This is a genomic window from Allobosea sp. MMO-172 (assembly GCF_037147855.1).
GTDB lineage: Bacteria > Pseudomonadota > Alphaproteobacteria > Rhizobiales > Beijerinckiaceae > Allobosea.
On the sequence record NZ_JBBCUM010000004.1, the window covers coordinates 342,427 to 360,726 of the forward strand.

Annotated in this window: 16 protein-coding genes; 4 read left to right on the forward strand and 12 right to left on the reverse strand. The window is 66.7% G+C overall.

Going from position 1 to position 18,300, the window contains the following annotated elements:
• Window positions 1–90 precede the first annotated feature (90 nt).
• Complete coding sequence (ftsH, locus tag WFK61_RS08855; protein WP_336811153.1) at window positions 91–2,016, forward strand: ATP-dependent zinc metalloprotease FtsH; 1,926 nt, start codon at window positions 91–93, stop codon at window positions 2,014–2,016.
• Between the two features lie 163 nt (window positions 2,017–2,179).
• Window positions 2,180–3,523 (forward strand): phosphoglucosamine mutase, encoded by a 1,344-nt coding sequence (gene glmM / locus WFK61_RS08860; protein WP_336811154.1) that lies wholly within the window; start codon window positions 2,180–2,182, stop codon window positions 3,521–3,523.
• A 151-nt stretch (window positions 3,524–3,674) separates the two neighbouring features.
• Here glmM and WFK61_RS08865 read toward each other — a convergent pair whose 3' ends face one another.
• The gene (locus WFK61_RS08865; RefSeq protein ID WP_336811155.1) at window positions 3,675–4,442 is read right to left on the reverse strand and encodes an SDR family oxidoreductase; all 768 of its coding nucleotides are present in this window, start codon (window positions 4,440–4,442) and stop codon (window positions 3,675–3,677) included.
• Between the two features lie 130 nt (window positions 4,443–4,572).
• On the opposite strand from WFK61_RS08865, the gene WFK61_RS08870 reads away from it, so the two are divergent.
• Window positions 4,573–5,610 (forward strand): L-idonate 5-dehydrogenase, encoded by a 1,038-nt coding sequence (locus tag WFK61_RS08870; RefSeq protein WP_336811156.1) that lies wholly within the window; start codon window positions 4,573–4,575, stop codon window positions 5,608–5,610.
• Between the two features lie 6 nt (window positions 5,611–5,616).
• Here the strand turns inward: WFK61_RS08870 and WFK61_RS08875 are convergent, their stop codons facing one another.
• The 4 genes from WFK61_RS08875 to WFK61_RS08890 form a co-directional block, all read right to left on the reverse strand.
• Entirely contained in the window at window positions 5,617–7,377 is a 1,761-nt protein-coding gene (locus tag WFK61_RS08875) for a sensor domain-containing diguanylate cyclase (RefSeq protein ID WP_336811157.1), read from the reverse strand.
• Between the two features lie 207 nt (window positions 7,378–7,584).
• Complete coding sequence (locus WFK61_RS08880) at window positions 7,585–9,258, reverse strand: formate--tetrahydrofolate ligase (protein WP_336811158.1); 1,674 nt, start codon at window positions 9,256–9,258, stop codon at window positions 7,585–7,587.
• A 133-nt stretch (window positions 9,259–9,391) separates the two neighbouring features.
• Window positions 9,392–10,078, reverse strand: coding sequence for a glutathione S-transferase family protein (locus WFK61_RS08885; RefSeq protein WP_336811159.1), 687 nt, complete (start codon window positions 10,076–10,078; stop codon window positions 9,392–9,394).
• A gap of 22 nt (window positions 10,079–10,100) precedes the next feature.
• Complete coding sequence (locus WFK61_RS08890; RefSeq protein ID WP_336811160.1) at window positions 10,101–10,850, reverse strand: haloacid dehalogenase type II; 750 nt, start codon at window positions 10,848–10,850, stop codon at window positions 10,101–10,103.
• 104 nt (window positions 10,851–10,954) lie between these two features.
• Between WFK61_RS08890 and gpmI the strand changes: the two genes are divergently transcribed.
• Window positions 10,955–12,469, forward strand: a complete 1,515-nt coding sequence (gene gpmI, locus WFK61_RS08895) for a 2,3-bisphosphoglycerate-independent phosphoglycerate mutase (RefSeq protein ID WP_336811161.1) — start codon at window positions 10,955–10,957, stop codon at window positions 12,467–12,469.
• 60 nt (window positions 12,470–12,529) lie between these two features.
• Here the strand turns inward: gpmI and WFK61_RS08900 are convergent, their stop codons facing one another.
• From WFK61_RS08900 to WFK61_RS08930, 7 genes are all read right to left on the reverse strand, one after another.
• A complete protein-coding gene (locus tag WFK61_RS08900) occupies window positions 12,530–13,381 on the reverse strand; it encodes an outer membrane protein (RefSeq protein WP_336811162.1) in 852 nt (283 codons plus the stop codon).
• Between the two features lie 192 nt (window positions 13,382–13,573).
• Window positions 13,574–13,996, reverse strand: coding sequence for a low affinity iron permease family protein (locus tag WFK61_RS08905; protein ID WP_336811163.1), 423 nt, complete (start codon window positions 13,994–13,996; stop codon window positions 13,574–13,576).
• Between the two features lie 78 nt (window positions 13,997–14,074).
• Entirely contained in the window at window positions 14,075–14,911 is an 837-nt protein-coding gene (fghA, locus tag WFK61_RS08910; RefSeq protein ID WP_336811164.1) for an S-formylglutathione hydrolase, read from the reverse strand.
• A gap of 210 nt (window positions 14,912–15,121) precedes the next feature.
• On the reverse strand, window positions 15,122–16,234 hold the full coding sequence (locus WFK61_RS08915; protein ID WP_336811165.1) for an S-(hydroxymethyl)glutathione dehydrogenase/class III alcohol dehydrogenase: 1,113 nt from the start codon (window positions 16,232–16,234) through the stop codon (window positions 15,122–15,124).
• A gap of 25 nt (window positions 16,235–16,259) precedes the next feature.
• The gene (locus WFK61_RS08920) at window positions 16,260–16,544 is read right to left on the reverse strand and encodes a metal-sensing transcriptional repressor (protein WP_336811166.1); all 285 of its coding nucleotides are present in this window, start codon (window positions 16,542–16,544) and stop codon (window positions 16,260–16,262) included.
• Window positions 16,545–16,677: 133 nt separating this feature from the next.
• The gene (locus WFK61_RS08925; protein WP_336811167.1) at window positions 16,678–17,580 is read right to left on the reverse strand and encodes a hypothetical protein; all 903 of its coding nucleotides are present in this window, start codon (window positions 17,578–17,580) and stop codon (window positions 16,678–16,680) included.
• A 159-nt stretch (window positions 17,581–17,739) separates the two neighbouring features.
• Entirely contained in the window at window positions 17,740–18,300 is a 561-nt protein-coding gene (locus WFK61_RS08930; protein WP_336811168.1) for an NUDIX hydrolase, read from the reverse strand.

The window sequence follows — 18,300 nt, forward strand, 5'->3', positions numbered from 1 at the left end:
CCTTGGCAACGACGTATGCGACACCTAAATTGATCGTCGGGAAACTCTAGGCCTCGCCCGGCTGCTCCGGGAGGCCCGATCGGACTGGGAATGAATCCGAATTTTCGCAATTTCGCCCTCTGGGTGGTGATCTTCCTGCTGGTGCTGGCGCTGGTCACTCTGTTCCAGAGCCCGAGCCAGCGTGCCAGCACCAATGAAATCCCCTACAGCCAGCTGATCAACGAGGCCGAGGCCGGACGCGTGTCGAACGTCGTCGTCGCCGGCCAGGAGATTTCCGGCTCCTTCTCGGATGGTCGCAGCTTCGTGACCTATGCGCCCTATGGCGATCCGAACCTCTTGAAGACCATGGCCCAGAAGGGCGTGCAGGTCTCGGCCAAGGCGCCGTCGGAAGGCACGCCCTGGTTCATGGCGCTGCTGGTCAACTCGTTGCCCTTCGTCATCTTCATCGGCCTGTGGATCTTCATGTCCCGCCAGATGCAGAACGGCGCCGGCCGGGCGATGGGTTTCGGCAAGTCCAAGGCCAAGCTGCTGACCGAGGCGCATGGCCGCGTCACCTTCGAGGATGTCGCGGGCATCGACGAAGCCAAGGAGGACCTGCAGGAGATCGTCGAATTCCTGCGCGATCCCCAGAAGTTCCAGCGGCTGGGCGGGCGCATCCCGCGCGGCGTGCTGCTCGTCGGCCCTCCCGGCACCGGCAAGACGCTGACCGCGCGTGCCGTCGCGGGCGAGGCCAATGTGCCGTTCTTCACGATCTCGGGTTCGGACTTCGTCGAGATGTTCGTCGGCGTCGGCGCCAGCCGTGTCCGCGACATGTTTGAGCAGGCCAAGAAGAACGCGCCCTGCATCATCTTCATCGACGAGATCGACGCGGTCGGCCGTCATCGCGGCGCCGGTCTCGGCGGCGGCAATGACGAGCGCGAGCAGACGCTGAACCAGCTCCTCGTCGAGATGGACGGCTTCGAGCCGAACGAGGGCGTGATCATCATCGCCGCGACGAACCGTCCCGACGTGCTCGACCCCGCGCTGCTGCGTCCGGGCCGCTTCGACCGCCAGATCGTCGTCCCGAACCCGGATGTCGCCGGCCGCGAGAAGATCCTGCGCGTCCATGTCCGCAAGGTGCCGATGGCGCCGGATGTCGACCTCAAGGTGCTCGCCCGCGGCACGCCCGGCTTCTCGGGCGCGGACCTGATGAACCTCGTCAACGAGGCGGCGCTGCTCGCAGCCCGCCGCGGCAAGCGCATGGTCACCCATGGCGAGTTCGAGGACGCCAAGGACAAGGTCATGATGGGCGCCGAGCGCAAGTCCATGGCCATGTCCGAGGAAGAGAAGAAGCTGACCGCCTATCACGAGGCTGGCCACGCCATCGTCGGCCTCTATGTCCCGGCCGGCATTCCTGTCCACAAGGCGACGATCATTCCGCGCGGTCGCGCGCTCGGCATGGTCAAGTTCCTGCCGGAGGGCGATCGCTACTCGATGAAGTTCAAGGAGTTCACCTCGCAGCTCGCGGTCGCCATGGGCGGGCGCGTGGCGGAGGAGATCACCTTCGGCCGCGAGAACGTCACCTCGGGCGCCACCGGCGATATCCAGCAGGCGACCAAGATGGCCAAGGCCATGGTCACGCAGATGGGCTATTCGGACGAGCTCGGCATGGTCGCCTATGGCGACAATCAGGAAGAGGTCTTCCTGGGCATGTCGATGGGCCGCAGCCAGTCGCTGTCGGAATCGACCGCGCAGAAGATCGACGCCGAGGTGAAGCGCCTCGTCGACGAGGGCTATGCCGACGCCAAGAAGATCCTCACCGATCATCACGAGGAGTTCGTCGCGGTGGCCGAGGCGCTGCTCGAGTTCGAGACGCTGACGGGCGAGGAAATCCGCGACCTGATCGCGGGCAAGCGCCCGTCGCGCGATCTCGACGACACGCCGCATGCCCCGCGCGGCTCGGCCGTCCCGAGCGCCGGCAAGGGCCGTAAGCGCGGCGAGCCGGACGCCGGCCTGGAACCGCAGCCGCAGGGCTGAGGCGGGCTTCCACGGAATGCGAGAAGGGCGGCCGCGAGGCCGCCCTTCTTCTTTGCGCGGAGGCGATGTCACGCTCCGTCACAATTTGTGAGAAGGCGGAAAGGTTTTTTGGCTATAGAACGCGCAAAACCGGGCGCGAGGCGCCGCTGGGAACCGAATCACGATGACGCGCAAATATTTCGGAACGGACGGCATTCGCGGGCGGGCGAACGGCGTCATCACGCCGGACCTCGCCCTGAAGGTCGGCCAGGCCACGGGCCTCGCCTTCCGCCGCGGCGAGCATCGCCACCGGGTGGTGATCGGCAAGGATACCCGCCTTTCCGGCTACATGATCGAATACGCGATGGTCGCGGGCTTTACCTCGGTTGGCATGGACGTGATGCTGCTTGGCCCGATGCCGACGCCGGCGGTCGCAATGCTGACGCGCTCGATGCGCGCCGATCTCGGCGTGATGATCTCCGCCTCGCACAACGCCTACGAGGATAACGGCATCAAGCTGTTCGGGCCGGACGGCTACAAGCTCAATGACGAGGTCGAGCGCGAGATCGAGGGGCTGATCGATAGTGATCTGACCCCCCGTCTGTCGGGCTCGCCGAAGCTCGGCCGCGCCAAGCGCATCGACAGCGCCGATGCGCGCTATGTCGAGTTCGCCAAGCGCACCATGCCGCGCAACATGAGCCTCGAAGGCCTGCGCATCGTGCTCGATTGCGCCAATGGCGCTGGCTACAAGGTGGCGCCGCAGGCGCTCTGGGAATTGGGCGCCGAGGTCATCGTCATCGGCGACGAGCCCGATGGCTTCAACATCAACCGCGATGTCGGCTCGACCCATCCGTCGACGCTGGTGGCGAAGGTCCGGGAATTGCGCGCCGATGTCGGCATCGCGCTCGACGGCGATGCCGACCGCGTGCTGGTGGTCGACGAGCAGGGTCAGATCGTCGATGGCGACCAGTTGATGGCGGTGATCGCGCGTTCCTGGCTGGAGGATGGCCGGCTCTCGGCGCCGGGCATCGTCGCGACGATCATGTCCAATCTCGGTCTGGAGCGCTATCTCGCGGGGCTCGGCCTCACGCTGGCGCGCACCGCCGTCGGCGATCGCTATGTGCTGGAGCACATGCGCAACCATGGCTTCAACCTGGGCGGCGAGCAGTCCGGCCACATCATCCTCTCGGATTTCGGCACGACCGGCGACGGGCTCGTCGCGGCGCTGCAACTGCTTGCGGTGGTCAAGCGGATGGACAAGCCGGTCTCCGAGGTCTGCCACTGCTTCGAGCCGCTGCCGCAAATCCTCAAGAACGTCCGCTACAAGAAGGGCAAGCCGCTGGAGGAGCAGCCGGTGGTCAGCGCGATCGAGGCGGCGAAGCAGCTTCTTGGCGAGAGCGGCCGCCTGGTGATCCGCCCCTCCGGCACCGAGCCGGTGATCCGCGTCATGGCCGAGGGCGATGATCGCGATCTGGTCGAGCGCGCGGTCGACGATGTCGTCGAGGCAGTCACGAAGGCTGCGGCCTGATAGGCACGGCCTGCTGTTCTAGCGTACACGCGTGTCATCCCGGACAAGCAGCGAAGCTGCGCCGATCCGGGATCCATGCCTGAACCGTTCCGGAATGGATCCCGGGTCTTCGCTTCGCTGCGCCCGGGATGACAATTGGGGCCGAACGGATTCACACCACCGTGGTGAGCCCGCCATCGACCATCAGCAGGTGGCCGTTGACGTAGTCGGACGCGGCCGAGGACAGGAAGATCGCGGCGCCCGCGAGCTCCTTCGTCTCGCCCCAGCGCCCGGCCGGCGTGCGGGTGCAGACCCAGTTCGAGAAGGCTTCGTCGGCAATCAGCGCGGCGTTGATCTCGGTGGCGAAATAGCCGGGGCCGATGGCGTTGGCTTGGATGTTGTGCTTGCCGAGTTCGGCGGCGAGACCCCGCGTCATCATCTTCACCGCGCCCTTGGACGCCGTGTAGGGGATGATGGTGGCGCGGCCGAGCTCGCTCATCACCGAGCCGATGCTGATGATCTTGCCGCGCTTGCGCGGCACCATGCGCTTGGCCACGGCCTGGGTGACGTAGAACACCGAGTGCAGGTTGGTGTTGATCACCTCGTGCCAGCCCTCGACAGGGAATTCGGTGATCGGCGCGCGCTTCTGCATGCCGGCATTGTTGATGAGGATATCGATCGGGCCGATCTCGGCCTCGATCATGGCGACGCCGGCTTCGACCGCCGCGTGATCGGTGACGTCGAAGGGGGCGATGGAGGCCTTGCGGCCGGCGGCAGCGAGGGCCTGCTGCGCCCGCTCCAGCTTCGCCCTGTCGCGGCCGTTCAGCACGACATGGGCGCCGGCATCCGACAGGCCTTCGGCAAGCGCGAGGCCGATGCCCTGGCCCGAGCCGGTGACGAGCGCGATCTTGCCGGCGAGACTGAACAGCGACAGCGACATGGCTTATCCTCGCAAAATGCCGGATGCGGCGATTTCGGTTTGCGCCGGGGGCGCCGCTTTGGGTAAGCAGGTTTCAATCGATTAGACAATGGTGCCGCGCGCCGTCGCGCGGCGAATTCGGGAGCGTCCCATGCGTGCCGTCGTCATCCATGCCGAGAAGGATCTGCGGGTCGAGCCGACGACCGCGCCCGAGCTCGGGCCGCGCGACGTGCGCGTGCGGATCGAGGCCGGCGGCATCTGCGGTTCGGACCTGCATTACTACCTGCATGGCGGCTTCGGCACGATCCGCGTGCGCGAGCCGATGATCCTCGGCCATGAGATCGCCGGCCGGGTCGAGGCGATCGGCGGCGAGGTCTCGCGGGTGAAGCCGGGCGACCGGGTCGCGGTCAATCCAAGCCGTGCCTGCGGTCATTGCCGCTACTGCCAGATGGGGCTGCAGCAACACTGCACGGACATGCTGTTCTACGGCTCGGCGATGCGCTTCCCGCATGTGCAGGGCGGCTTCCGCGACGTGCTCGTTGTCGAGGAGCGGCAGGCGGTGAAGGTGGCGCCGCGCGTCACCGCGGCCGAGGCCGCCTTCGCCGAGCCGCTCTCGGTCTGCCTCCATGCCGCCAAGCGCGCCGGGCCATTGCTCGGCAAGCGCGTGCTGGTGACGGGCGCGGGCCCGATCGGCGCGCTCACCATCCTCGCGGCCAAGGCTGCGGGCGCTTCCGAGATCGTCGCGACCGACGTGGTCGACGGGCCGCTGCCGGTGGCGCGCAAGATGGGCGCGACCGCGACGGTCAATGTCGCGGCCGAGCCGGAGCGGCTCAAGGCCGAGTACGGCGCGGAGAAGGGCGCCTTCGACTTGATGTTCGAGGCTTCCGGCAACCAGCATGCGCTGACCGGCGCCTTCGACGTGGTCAGGCCGGGCGGCGTCATCGTCCAGATCGGCGTGGGCGGCCAGTTCACGCTGCCGATGAATGTCGTCGTCGCCAAGGAATTCGACCTGCGCGGCTCCTTCCGCTTCCATGAGGAATTCGACTGGGCGGTGGCGATGATCGGCTCGGGCAATATCGATCTCTCGCCGCTGCTGACGGCGTCGATCCCGGTCGACCGCGCAGTGGAAGCCTTCGACCTCGCCGCCGACAAGTCGAAGGCGATCAAGGTCCAGCTCGACTTCGCCTGAGCGGTTTCAGCCGTTGCTGCGCCGGCGCAGCGGGAGCTCTTCCGGCGAGCTGACGGCGAAGCCGTTGCGGCCGTTTCGCTTGGCGACATAGAGCGCCTCGTCGGCACGGCGCGTGGCCTCGCTCAGCGTGTCGGAAGGTTCGAGCAGCGCCGCGCCGATGCTGGTGGTCACCAGGACGGTCGCGCCGCTGCTCAGGGCAACGGGGCGCTCCGCGGCGGCGCTGACGATCGCGCTGGCCATGCTCGACAGGCTGTCGCGATCGACATTGTCGAGCAGCAGGATGAATTCGTCGCCGCCCCAGCGGGCGCAGATGTCGCGGTCGCGCAGGAGCGCCGTCATGCGTTTGGCGAGTTCGGCGATGACCTCGTCGCCGCTCTGGTGGCCATGGCGGTCGTTGAGCGGCTTGAGATTGTCGAGATCGACGAGCAGCAGGCCGGCCTGATGCCCAGTGCGGCCGGCGCGGCTGCGGCTCTTCGCGAAGGCGCGCTCGAAGCCGCGGCGGTTGAACACGCCGGTCAGCGGATCGGCATGGGCGAGCCGCTCGAGCTGCTCGGTGCGCTCGCGCACGGCCTCCTCGAGCCGGGCGGTGTTCTCCTCGACGCTGCGCGCCATCGTGCCGAAGGCCTGCGACAGCCGTCCGATCTCGTCGCGCCCGGCATCGATCGCGACCGCGCGGAACTCGCGGGCGCGGACATGGCTTGCCGCATGCTCGACGCGGGCCAGCCGGTCGAGCACGGCGCGTTTGAACAGCAGGGTCATCAGGGCGGCGGCCGCCAGCAGGACCACGCCGAAGAGCAGGCCGAGCGGCAGGAACAGGCTGCGGTCGATGATGCGGTCGATATCCATCACCGTGACGTTGAACCAGCCGAGGCGGTCGAGATAGCCGACGCCGACGAGCACGCGCTTGCCGTCGACGGTCATGAAACGCGACTGCACGAGGTCGTCGCCGGCCCCGACGCGGGCGATCATCTGGCCAAGCAGGCTGCGGTCCGGATCGTTGTCGATGATCTGATAGATCGTCTTCTTCGACGAGATGTCCTTGGTCAGGCTGTGGAAGTCGACGAGGCTGGCGTCGCGATGGGCCTGCACGGCGCCGCTGCGGTCGACGAACATGCTCTGGACGCCGGTCTGCGGGATGTCGACGACCTCGCGGATGAACTGCGTCAGGTCCAGCCCGGTGCCGATGATGCCGAGCACGCGGCCATCCTTGCGGATGATGCAGTTGATCCAGACCTTGGTGACGCGGAGATTGTCATCGTTGTCGACATTCAGGTGGCAGCCCGTGCCGAGCGCGGCGGTCTTGTAGTACCAGCCGTCGCGCGGGTTGGCGGCCGACAGCGTGTAGCGCTTGCGCGCGTGCTCGTAGCTGTTGTCCTTGTCGTTGAAATAGTAATTGCCCGAGCCGGCGAGGACCGTGAAATAGCTGCGGTCCCGGAAGGACTGGCGGTAATGCTCCAGCTCGGCGAGGCCGCGTTCCGCCTTGCCCGGATCGTCCTCGTTCTCGGCCCAGTCGACGATGGCGGGCGCGCGGGCGACGGTTTCGGCCAGCGAGACCTCGCGCATCAGCGCTTCCAGCCCGCGATAGCGATCGAACAGGATCTGCTTCTCGGCGACCAACGTGCCGAGCTTCACCACGGTCGCGTCGACGATCCACAGGAAGGCCGCGCCGGCCGGAATCGCGATCGCCACCAGGATGGCGAGCGTCCAGCCCATGACCCGGGCCTTCAAGCTATGCGTGCGGGGCAGACCGGTTTCGGCCTGGCTCATCGGGTCGGCTTCCTTGCGGGATAGCGCAAGGTAGAGAGCGATCCGTTGCGTAAGCTTTAAGAAACCGCGGTCATCCCGTGCGCGTTGCGGCGCGACGTGCCGCTGCGCAGACACGGGACCGCTTTCAGAAAGAGGCGCCTTCTCGTCGCGCGGTCCCGTGTCTGCGCCGCAGCGTTTCACGCTGCAGCGCGCACGGGATGATGATCTTCAGAACAGCCCTTCGATGCGCCCCTGCGCGTCGATATGGATGCGCTCGGCGGCGGGCTCGCGCGGCAGGCCGGGCATGGTCATGATGTCCCCGCAGATCGCGACGACGAAGCCGGCGCCGGCCGAGAGCCTGAGCTCACGCAAAGGCACGATGTGGCCGGAGGGCGCGCCGCGCAGGCTCGGGTCGGCCGAGAAGGAGTACTGGGTCTTGGCGACGCAGACCGGCAGGTCGCCGAAGCCCGCTTCCTCCAGCTCGGCGAAGCGGGCCTGGAGCTTGGCATCGACGCTGACGCCCTCGGCGCCGTAGATATCGCGCGCCACCGTCTCCAGCTTCTGCCGCAGCTTCATCGCATCGGGATAGAGCGGGGCGAAATCGGCCTCGCCCTCGTCGGCGAGTGCCGCGACCTTGCGGGCGAGTTCCTCGGCGCCGGCGCCGCCTTCCGCCCAGTGCCGGCAGATCACCGCCTCGACGCCGAGATGGTTGCGGCAATAATTGCGGATCAATTCGTGTTCGGCAGCGGTATCCGTCGTGAAATGGTTGATCGCGACGACCGGCGGCACGCCGAATTTCCGGACATTGTTGACGTGGCGGGTCAGGTTGGAGAGCCCCGCTTCCAGCGCCTTCAGGTCCTCGCGGCCGAGCGCATCCTTGGCGACGCCGCCATGCATCTTGAGGGCCCGGACGGTGGCGACGACCACGGCGGCGGCGGGCTTCAGCCCGGCCTTGCGGCACTTGATGTCGAAGAACTTCTCGGCGCCGAGATCGGCCCCGAAGCCGGCCTCGGTCACGACATAGTCGGCGAGCTTCAGCGCGGCCTTCGTCGCGATCACCGAATTGCAGCCATGGGCGATATTGGCGAAGGGGCCGCCATGGACGAAGGCGGGCGTGCCCTCCAGCGTCTGCACGAGGTTCGGCATCAGCGCGTCCTTGAGCAGCACGCTCATCGCCCCGGTCGCCTTGATGTCGGCGGCGGTGACGAGACGCTTGTCGCGGGTGCGGCCGATGACGATGCGGCCGAGGCGGGCCTCCAGATCGGCGGCGTCGCGGGCAAGGCAGAAGATCGCCATGATCTCGGAGGCGACGGTGATGTCGAAGCCATCCTCGCGCGGGAAGCCATTGCTGGCACCGCCCAGCGAGGAGACGATGGAGCGCAGCGCCCGGTCGTTCATGTCCATGACGCGCCGCCAGGTGATGTGGCGCGTGTCGAGGCCGAGGCCATTGCCCCAGTAGACATGGTTGTCGACCATGGCCGCCAGCAGGTTATGGGCGCTGGTGATCGCGTGGAAATCGCCGGTGAAGTGCAGGTTGATCTGCTCCATCGGCACGACCTGGGCATAGCCGCCGCCGGCCGCACCACCCTTCATGCCGAAGCTCGGACCGAGCGAAGGTTCGCGCAATGCGATCATCGCGCGCTTGCCGATGCGGGAGAGCCCGTCGCCGAGGCCGACGGTCGTCGTGGTCTTGCCTTCGCCGGCGGGCGTCGGGCTGATCGCGGTGACGAGGATCAGCTTGCCGTCCGGCTTCGCCTGGAAGCCGGGGATCGCATGGGTGTCGATCTTGGCGATGTACTTGCCATACGGGTTGAGGGCCTCGGAGGGGATGCCCGCCTTTGCGGCGATCGTGGCGATGGGCTGCAGCGTGGCTACGCGCGCGATCTCGATATCGGTCGGCATTCGTCCTCTCGGAGGCTATTCTGCCCGCGTCTCCCGAGCGCGGAACCGCGCGGACACTGGCCCGAAAACCCCGCCGCCGCCAGCGCTTTCGCCGGCGGGGCGGGCATGATGCACAGGCGGTGCGGGGCCGCGATCAGCTCGCGAGATGGGCGTTCTGCGGGAACAGGAACTTCCGCGCTTCCGCGTCGAAATCCGCCTTGAAGGCGAACTGGTCTTTCAGCGCGACGGCGCGCTGCGCCGCCGGACGGGCCGAGATCTCGTCGAGATGGCGCTTCACATGCGGGAACATCTCCGGCCAGGTCTCGCCGATGGCGAAGGAGAGCCGCGTCGCCCAGCCCCAGATCGACATGTCGACCAGCGTGTAGCGGTCGCCCAGCATGTAGCGTCGGTTGGCCAGCAGGTCGTTGACGATACCCCAGTGCCGCTCGGCCTCACGGGCATAGCGGTTGATGGCATAGGGCAGCTTCTCCGGGGCGAAGCGGCTGAAATGCACGGCCTGGCCGCAATAGGGGCCGATGCCGGTCGCGACGAACATCAGCCAGGACAGCATCTCGCCCCGGGCCTTCGGCGTGTCCTGCGGCAGGAATTGGCCGGTCTTCTCGGCGAGATAGAGCAGGATGGCGTTGGAATCGAAGACGGTGACGTCGCCATCGGTCAGGGCCGGCGTCTTGGCGTTGGGGTTGATCGCGAGGAACTCCGGCTTGAACTGGTCGCCTTTGCGGGTGTCGACCGGCACCATCTCGTAGGGCAGGCCGGCCTCTTCGAGGAAGAGCGCGATCTTCGCCGGGTTCGGCGAGGGGTGGTAGTAGAGCTTGATCATCGGGGTCTCCTCGCGTGGCGCGTCAGGCCTGCCGCAGTCCGGCGACATAGGAGACGAGATCGGTCAGCGCGGCAATGGTCGCATCCGCCTGGAAACCGAGCTGCTCCGGCTGCATGCGAAGGGCCTTGAACATCAAGGCCGGATCGATCGTCGCGGCAGCGGCAAGCTCGCCGCGCAGCCTGCCGGCGGGTACGCGCTCGATGCGGGCGACATGGAAGCCATGGGCCTTGGCGCCGGCGATGTCGAAGCCGTTCGAGGAGACGAAGAGGATTTCGTCGCGGGCGAGGCCGAGCCGCTTCTCGACATGGGCGTAGCCGCGCGGATCGGGCTTGTAGACGCCGATCTCATCGACGCTGATCACGGTTTCCAGGAGGTCGGTAATCCCCGCATGGGCGACGAGCCGCTTCAGCATGTCCGGGCTGCCATTGGAGAAGATGGCGAGGCGGTGGGAGGCGAGCCCTTCGAGCGCGGCGCGGGCTTCCGGGTAGAGCAGCAGCGCGTCATAGGCGGCCGCGATCCTGGCGACGAGCTCGGGCGAGGAGGCGAGGCCGAGCGTCCGCAGCGTGAACTCCAGCGAGTCGCGGGTGACGGTCCAGAAATCCTCGTAGCGGTCCATCAGGGCGCGCAGCCAGGTGTATTCGAGCTGCTTCAGGCGCCAGATCTGGGTGATCGTCGCGCCATGGCCGGGAAAGGCGGCGTCGGTGACGGCCGCGACCGACTGGACATCGAACAGCGTGCCATAGGCATCGAAAACCAGCGCCTTGATCGACATGCGTCTCCTCCCTGGTGGTTCGCAGCTTTCTTAACACTCGCATCGGCGGCGTGGCGCGTGGTATCCGCACAAGCACCTTTCACAGATGCCGACAGGTCAAGCCGATGCCGCCTCGCCCCGTGATGCTGATGATCCTCGATGGCTGGGGCTGGCGCGAGGAAGCAGAGAACAACGCCGTCAGGCTGGCGAACACCCCGAATTTCGACCGGCTCTGGGCGACGAACCCGCATGCCTTCCTGCACACCTCCGGGCTCGATGTCGGCTTGCCGCCGGGCCAGATGGGCAATTCCGAGGTCGGCCATCTCAATCTCGGCGCCGGCCGCGTGGTGATGCAGGACCTGCCGCGGATCAACCAGGCGATCGCCGACGGCTCGATCGCCACGGCGCTGGAAGCGACCGGTCTCGTCGCGGGGCTGAAGGCGAGCGGCGGCGCCTGCCATCTCATCGGCCTCGTCTCGCCCGGCGGTGTCCATGCCCATCAGGACCATGCGGTCGCGCTCGCGCGCATCCTGACGGCGCAGGGCGTGCAGGTGCATGTCCATGTCTTCACCGACGGCCGCGATACGCCGCCGCAATCAGCGGCCGAATATGTGAAATCCTTTGCCGCCGCGCTGCCGGCTGGCGCCTCCATCGCCAGCGTTTCCGGGCGCTATTACGCGATGGACCGCGACAATCGTTGGGAGCGGGTCGAGAAGGCCTGGCGCGCAATGGTGCTGGGGGAGGGCGAGCGCTTCCCGGATGCGCAGGCCGCGATCGCTGCAGCCTATGCGCAAAACGTCACCGACGAGTTCATCCTGCCGGCCGCGATCGGCGATTATGCCGGGATGAAGGATGGCGACGGTTTGCTCAGCTTCAATTTCCGCTCGGACCGCATCCGCGAGATTCTCGCTGCGGTGCTGGAGCCGGATTTCGCAGGCTTCGTTCGGCCGCGCCGGCCGGTATTGGTCAAGGCGGTCAGCATGACCTCCTACAGCGCCGAGCTCGACAAGGTGATGCCGATGCTGTTCGCGGCCCAGACGCTGGCGAACGGGCTCGGCGAGACCGTCGCCAAGGCCGGGCGCCGCCAAATCCGCATGGCCGAGACCGAGAAATATCCGCACGTCACCTATTTCTTCAACGGCGGCGAGGAGACGCCCTATCCGGGCGAGGACCGGGTGATGGCGCCTTCGCCCAAGGTCGCGACCTATGACCTGCAGCCGGAGATGTCGGCGCCGGAACTTACCGCCAAGGCGGTCGAGGCGATCGATTCAGGGCGTTACGATCTCGTCGTGCTCAATTTCGCCAATCCCGACATGGTCGGTCATACCGGCGTGCTCGCCGCTGCGATCAAGGCGGTCGAGACGGTCGATGCCGGCCTGGGCGCCATCGCCGACGCCATTGCGCGGCAGGGCGGGGCGCTGCTGGTCACAGCCGACCATGGCAATGCCGAGCTGATGGTCGATCCGGTGACGGGCAAGCCGCATACCGCCCACACCACCAACCCGGTGCCATTGATGCTGGTCGGTGGACAGGGCAGGGGGCTTGCCGACGGGCGCCTCGCCGATATCTCGCCGACGCTGCTCGCGCTGATGGAGCTGGCGCAGCCGGCCGAGATGACCGGGCAGTCGCTGCTGCGCTGACACAGCAAAACGGCGCGGGGAGGGCCCGCGCCGTTTCGTGTTCTCACCCGATGCTTCGGATCAATACTTGCGCACCACCGGCGGCGCGTAGGCGACCGGCTCCGGCTTGCCGCAGCAATCCGGGTCGCCGAAGTTCCAGCGTATGCCGATGCGGAAATCGTGGCTGTCGATGTTCTTCGCCTTGAGCGGAGAATAGGTTTCGTCCAGACGTGCGTTGCTGATACGGCCGGACTGGGCGTCGCCGAGATTGAGGTAGCGATAACCCGCCTCGATCGTCAGGTTCTTGTTCACTTCATAGCCGACGCCGGCCATCAGAGCCCAGGCGACACCGGATTTGGTGCTGGTGCTGGCGATGCCGAGGCTCGTGGACGGACCGACGATGCCTTCGTCCGTGAAGCCGGTGATCCGGTTTGTGGCGTAGCCGATGCCGGCGCCGAGGTAAGGCGTCAGGCAGTTCCAGGTGCCGAGATCGATATAGCCGTTGAACAGAGCGACCATCGAGGTCAGGTCGCCCTTGTAGGTGTTGTTCTGGTAGCCGTTGATCCCCGCGTTGAAGACGGTATCCGTCACCTGGATCGTACCCGCGCCGCGGTATTCGAAGGTGCCGTCCAACCGGAACCAGTTGTTGAAGCGATAGCCGATGCCGACGCCGCCGAAGAAGGCGTTGTCCGATTTCTTGCTGCCGAACGTGCCGTAAGCCTGCGCGACCTGCTCCTGGTGGTACGAGCCGACCTCCTGGATGCCGACGCCGATATCGCCGCGCAGGTAGATGCCGCTCGAAAGCGTGCCCTTGAGGCCGAGCGGCTCCGGCGGCGGGGGAGGCGGAGCGTAGGCGAGATCCGCGGCCTGCGCCGCGGCGGAAACGCCGAGGGCCAGGCCGCCCGCCAGCGCGAGAGTTTTCAGGCTGCCCATGGCAGTGTCCTTCGCGTTTGCGCGGCGCAATGAACGCAGCCCGCGCGTGTTACCAACGGGAAGACCATGGCAGCGATTTCTTAAATGACACTTAACCCTAAAAGCTAACCTTACCGGGGCGTGAACGAAGACTTGAGCGGAATGCTTCCACGCCTATTTCCGGTGGCGGGGAAGGGCCAGAGGAACGCCTGCCTACGCGAGCGGCTTGTCCGTTGCCGCGCCGGTGCCCCTGCGAGCTCTCGCCGCCATCGCCTCGAACTCACGGCGGATGGCCTCGAGCTTGTCCTCGTCGAGTTCTTCGAGATCGAGCAGTTCCTCGCGGGCGCCTTCCAATCGGCAGATCAATTCGTCGAGCTTGATCTGCATCGCCGCCGTGTCGCGGTTCTGGCTGTTCTGGATGATGAAGACCATCAGAAAGGTGACGATGGTCGTCGAGGTGTTCACCACGAGCTGCCAGGTGTCGTTATAGCCGAAGAAGGGGCCGGAGAGCGCCCAGAGCACGATCAGCGCGGCAGCGCCAATGAAGGTCTGTGGCCGTCCCGCCCAATGCGCGACCGATTGCGACAGGCGGGTGAAGAACGAGCGGTCGCTCTGCGGCATGCGGCGCTTGGCCATGGCACGGTCCCCGAAGCCGGTTGAGGCTGTGCTGCTCACAACGCGGCGGGGGAGGCGGCCGTTCCCGCTGGAGTGGCGCTACGCCGTCAGGCGCTCGGCATGCCAGGCGATGTGCTGGGCCATGAAGGTCGAGATGAAGTTGTAGGAGTGGTCGTAGCCGTCGCGCATCGTGAGCTGGAGCGGGATGCCGGCGGCCGCGCAGGCGATATCGAGGAGCTGCGGGCGCAGGCCTTCTTCGAGGAAGCCGTCGGCCGTGCCCTGGTCGATCAGCAGGTCGCGGACGCGGTGGCCGTCGGCGATCAGCAGGGTCGAGTCATAGGCGCGCCATTTGGCCTCGTCCGGCCCCAGATACTTCTCGAAGGCCGGCCGCGACCAGCCGGCCGTCGAGGGCTGGGCGATCGGCGCGAAAGCGGACACGGAGCGGTAGCGGTCGGGGTTCTTCAGCGCGAGCGTGATCGCGCCATGGCCGCCCATGGAGTGGCCGAAGATGCCCTGCCGGTTCATGTCGACCGGGAAATGCCGGCTGACCAGCTCGGGCAATTCGTCGCGGATATAGGTCTCCATGCGGTAGTTCTTCGCATAGGGCTCCTGCGTCGCGTCGAGATAGAAGCCGGCGCCGCCGCCGAACTGCCAGTTCTCCGGCTCGTCCGGCACGCCCTCGCCGCGCGGGCTGGTATCCGGGCAGATGATGGCGATGCCATTGGCGGCTGCGGCAGCGCGGTACTCGCCCTTGTCCATGACGTTCTGGTGCGTGCAGGTCAGGCCCGAAAGGTACCAGAGCAGCGGAACCGGCCCATCCTCGATCTGATGCGGCAGATAGATCGCGAAGGTCATCGGGCAGGCGCAGGCGGCGCTGTCATGCCGGTAGACGCGCTGCGAGCCGCCGAAGGCCTTGGAGGAGGAGAGCAGTTCCATGGGCGGGTCCTTCAATGTCTTGGCTCAACGCTTGTCATTCCGGGGCGGCCAGAGGCCGAACCCGGAACCCACGACCGGGTGAGCCTTTGCCCGGTCGGCTTATTCAAGCGTCTTGCCCCGTCGTGGGTTCCGGGTTCAGCGCGCCGCGCTGCCCCGGAATGACAAAGGTGGAGCTTCAGTGCCCGATCGATGAGGCGGGAAAGCGGCGCCTCAGTAGACCACCACGCTCCTGATCGACTTGCCCTCGTGCATCAGGTCGAAGCCGGTATTGATCTCGTCGAGCGAAAGCTTGTGGGTGATCAGGTCGTCGATGTTGATCTTGCCCTCCATGTACCAGTCGACGATCTTCGGCACGTCGGTGCGCCCGCGCGCGCCGCCGAAGGCGGTGCCCTTCCAGACGCGGCCGGTGACCAGCTGGAACGGACGGGTCGCGATCTCCTTGCCGGCCTCGGCGACGCCGATGATGATCGATTCACCCCAGCCGCGATGGCAGCATTCCAGCGCCTGACGCATCACATTGGTGTTGCCGGTGGCGTCGAAGGAGAAATCGGCGCCGCCGCCGGTCAGGTCGACGATCGCCTGCACCACCTTGTCGTTGCCGATCTCGGCCGGGTTGATGAAGTCGGTCATGCCGAACTTCTCGGCCATGGCGCGCTTGGCCGGGTTGATGTCGACGCCGATGATCTTGTCGGCGCCGACCATGCGGGCGCCCTGGATGACGTTGAGGCCGATGCCGCCGAGCCCGAAGACGACGACATTGGCGCCCGGCCAGACCTTGGCCGTGTAGATCACCGCGCCGATGCCGGTGGTCACGCCGCAGCCGATATAGCAGATCTTGTCGAAGGGCGCGTCCTCGCGGACCTTGGCGAGCGCGATCTCGGGCAGGACGGTGAAGTTCGCGAAGGTCGAGCAGCCCATGTAGTGGAACACTTCACCGCCGTCGCAGGAGAAGCGCGAGGTACCGTCCGGCATCACGCCCTGGCCCTGCGTCGCGCGGATCGAGGTGCAGAGATTGGTCCGGCGCGACAGGCAGGATTTACAGCTCCGGCATTCCGGCGTGTAGAGCGGGATGACGTGGTCGCCGGGCTTCAGGCTGGTCACGCCGGCGCCGATCTCGCGCACGATCCCTGCGCCCTCATGGCCGAGGATCGCGGGGAACTTGCCTTCCGAATCCAGCCCCGAGAGCGTGTAGGCGTCGGTGTGGCAGATGCCGGTCGCCATGACCTCGACGAGGACCTCGCCGGCCTTGGGGCCGCCGATCTCGATCGTCTCGATGGTGAGGGGCTTGCCGGCTTCCCAGGCGACGGCGGCGCGGGTCTTCATCGGGTGTTTCCTTCCTTGCGGATGTTCATTTCAGATAGGGGCGGATGACCCGCATGATCGCGGCGATCTCGTCGTCGTTCCCGGCTTCCACGGGTGCAGCCTCGGCCGGGCGGGCCATGGTCTCGCGCAAGTGGCTTTCCAGCACCTCGGCCATCAGCCCGGTCGCGGCGCCGCGCAGGGCTGCGAGCTGCTGGAGCAGGGCGCCGCATTCCTCGCCACGTTCGACGGCGGCGATCAGGGCGTCGGTCTGGCCCCTGATGCGGCGCAGCCGCGTGACGGCGCGTTTCTTCTCTTCGGGCGTGTGAGGCATGGGCGCCGAGGCTCCGGTTGCCGCGACGCTATGGTACTGAGGGGGAGTATGTCAATGCGGGTGGCGAGCGGAAACGAAAAGAGCGGCAGCGTCGCCGCTGCCGCTCTTCCACCGATGCGTCGTCAGGGTTGCTTCAGAAGCTGTAGCCGAGCTTCACCTTGACGAGGTGCTGGCTGAAATTGGTGAGGTCGAGATTGCCGGGCTCGCCCTTGGCCTTGCCGGAGACCTGGACGTTATAGGCCGCGGACAGCGCGAGCTGCTTTGTCGCCTGCCAGAACACGCCGGGGCCAACGAAGGTGGCGTAGCCCGCCTCGTTGCCGAAACCGAGCTCGTTATGGGCGCGCATGTGGCGGGCCTCGCCGCTCAGATAGAGGCCTTCCTGCACCTGCCAGGCGAGCGCGCCGCCGACGGTAAAGGTGGAGGAGCGCTGGTAGGGCGACGGCCCGGTCCAGGTCAGGTCGTGCGAGATGTTCAATCCGGCATAGAGCGTGTTCGGGATCAGCGTCTTGTCGGCGAAGAGGCGGATGCCGGTATTGTAGGTGGTGAAGCGGCCGGCGCCGTCCGGATCGGTGCGGTTCAGGCTGGGGTCGATGACCAGGGTCAGGCCGAGGCCGTGCATGTCGCGCCCGAGCAGCTTGTACTTCATCTCGACGCCGGCACCGAAGGCGCGCGAGTCGGCGCTGACCCCGCCGGCCGAGGCGCTGGTGATGTTGCCGAGCACATAGGGGCCGATCTCGAAGCAGGGGAAGAGACCGTAGGAGCCCTGCAGGGTCAGGCCATGGCCGTTCGAGTTGCCGCTGCGCGTGCCGAAGCCGCCGCCATAGGTCAGGCTGGTCCCGAACGAGCCGACATCGGCGACATCGGAGCCCGTGGTGAAGCCGAAAGCGTCGGTCGGGATGCCCTCGCTCTCCGTACAGGCGGAAACGACGGGAGGCGGCGCAACGGGCGCGCCCTTGCGGGAGGAAAGGTCGGCGGCGATGGCGGGGGCCGAGAGGGCCGCGGCGATCAGGGCGAGAGCGATGGCTTTCGAAGACATAGGTGTGCTCCGGGGAGGTCTCGGATTGATACGCTAATGCAAATCAATTGCAATAACTATTTCATCCTCAACTGAACCATGTCGGGAGCCTGATCCTGCCGCGATAAAAGAGCCATAGTGGTTTCCGCAATCCGCCCCGCTGTTGTTGCGCCGCAACAGTCAGGGTTTCGGCAGGCTGGACAACCGGTCCAGTGCGCGCGGCGCGATCCCGGCGAGCGCTTCGATCGGTTTCCAGGCGGCGGCGTGGACCTCCTCGACCTGTGCGACGAGCGGCAGGGCCGGATCGGCGAGGAAGAGATATTGCAGGTCGTGATGGATATGGGCCGGCTCACCGCGCGATGGCTTGCCGGGCACGTCGTGGCTGTCGATGGTGAAGGGCAGGTCGCCGCCCCGGTGCCAAGGGTGGAGGATGAGGCCCTGTACGCCGGTTTCCTCGATCGCCTCGCGCGCGGCCGAAAGATGGAAGTACGCGGCCTCCTCCCAATGCCCGCCGGGCTGGAGCCAGCGGCCGATCACGACATGGTCGATCAGCAAGACCTGCGCGTGATCGGGCGAGAGCACGAAGGCGCTGGTGGTGAGATGCCCGGGGAAGGTGTCGCGCCGGTCGAGCGCATGGCCCTCGGTCATCTGCCAGCGTAGCAAGGCGAGGTGCTCGTAGGGGCCTGCGACCTCGGCGCGATAGCGCTCGACGATGCGGGTGAGTTCGTTGCGGAAATCCAT

Excerpts from the sequence above, each read along its gene's own strand:
- ftsH (WP_336811153.1), top strand. The coding sequence starts at position 91 with ATGAATCCGAATTTTCGCAATTTCGCCCTCTGGGTGGTGATCTTCCTG.
- glmM (WP_336811154.1), top strand. The coding sequence starts at position 2,180 with ATGACGCGCAAATATTTCGGAACGGACGGCATTCGCGGGCGGGCGAAC.
- WFK61_RS08865 (WP_336811155.1), bottom strand. The coding sequence starts at position 4,442 with ATGTCGCTGTCGCTGTTCAGTCTCGCCGGCAAGATCGCGCTCGTCACC.
- WFK61_RS08870 (WP_336811156.1), top strand. The coding sequence starts at position 4,573 with ATGCGTGCCGTCGTCATCCATGCCGAGAAGGATCTGCGGGTCGAGCCG.
- WFK61_RS08875 (WP_336811157.1), bottom strand. The coding sequence starts at position 7,377 with ATGAGCCAGGCCGAAACCGGTCTGCCCCGCACGCATAGCTTGAAGGCC.
- WFK61_RS08880 (WP_336811158.1), bottom strand. The coding sequence starts at position 9,258 with ATGCCGACCGATATCGAGATCGCGCGCGTAGCCACGCTGCAGCCCATC.
- WFK61_RS08885 (WP_336811159.1), bottom strand. The coding sequence starts at position 10,078 with ATGATCAAGCTCTACTACCACCCCTCGCCGAACCCGGCGAAGATCGCG.
- WFK61_RS08890 (WP_336811160.1), bottom strand. The coding sequence starts at position 10,850 with ATGTCGATCAAGGCGCTGGTTTTCGATGCCTATGGCACGCTGTTCGAT.
- gpmI (WP_336811161.1), top strand. The coding sequence starts at position 10,955 with ATGCCGCCTCGCCCCGTGATGCTGATGATCCTCGATGGCTGGGGCTGG.
- WFK61_RS08900 (WP_336811162.1), bottom strand. The coding sequence starts at position 13,381 with ATGGGCAGCCTGAAAACTCTCGCGCTGGCGGGCGGCCTGGCCCTCGGC.
- WFK61_RS08905 (WP_336811163.1), bottom strand. The coding sequence starts at position 13,996 with ATGGCCAAGCGCCGCATGCCGCAGAGCGACCGCTCGTTCTTCACCCGC.
- fghA (WP_336811164.1), bottom strand. The coding sequence starts at position 14,911 with ATGGAACTGCTCTCCTCCTCCAAGGCCTTCGGCGGCTCGCAGCGCGTC.
- WFK61_RS08915 (WP_336811165.1), bottom strand. The coding sequence starts at position 16,234 with ATGAAGACCCGCGCCGCCGTCGCCTGGGAAGCCGGCAAGCCCCTCACC.
- WFK61_RS08920 (WP_336811166.1), bottom strand. The coding sequence starts at position 16,544 with ATGCCTCACACGCCCGAAGAGAAGAAACGCGCCGTCACGCGGCTGCGC.
- WFK61_RS08925 (WP_336811167.1), bottom strand. The coding sequence starts at position 17,580 with ATGTCTTCGAAAGCCATCGCTCTCGCCCTGATCGCCGCGGCCCTCTCG.
- WFK61_RS08930 (WP_336811168.1), bottom strand. The coding sequence starts at position 18,300 with ATGGATTTCCGCAACGAACTCACCCGCATCGTCGAGCGCTATCGCGCC.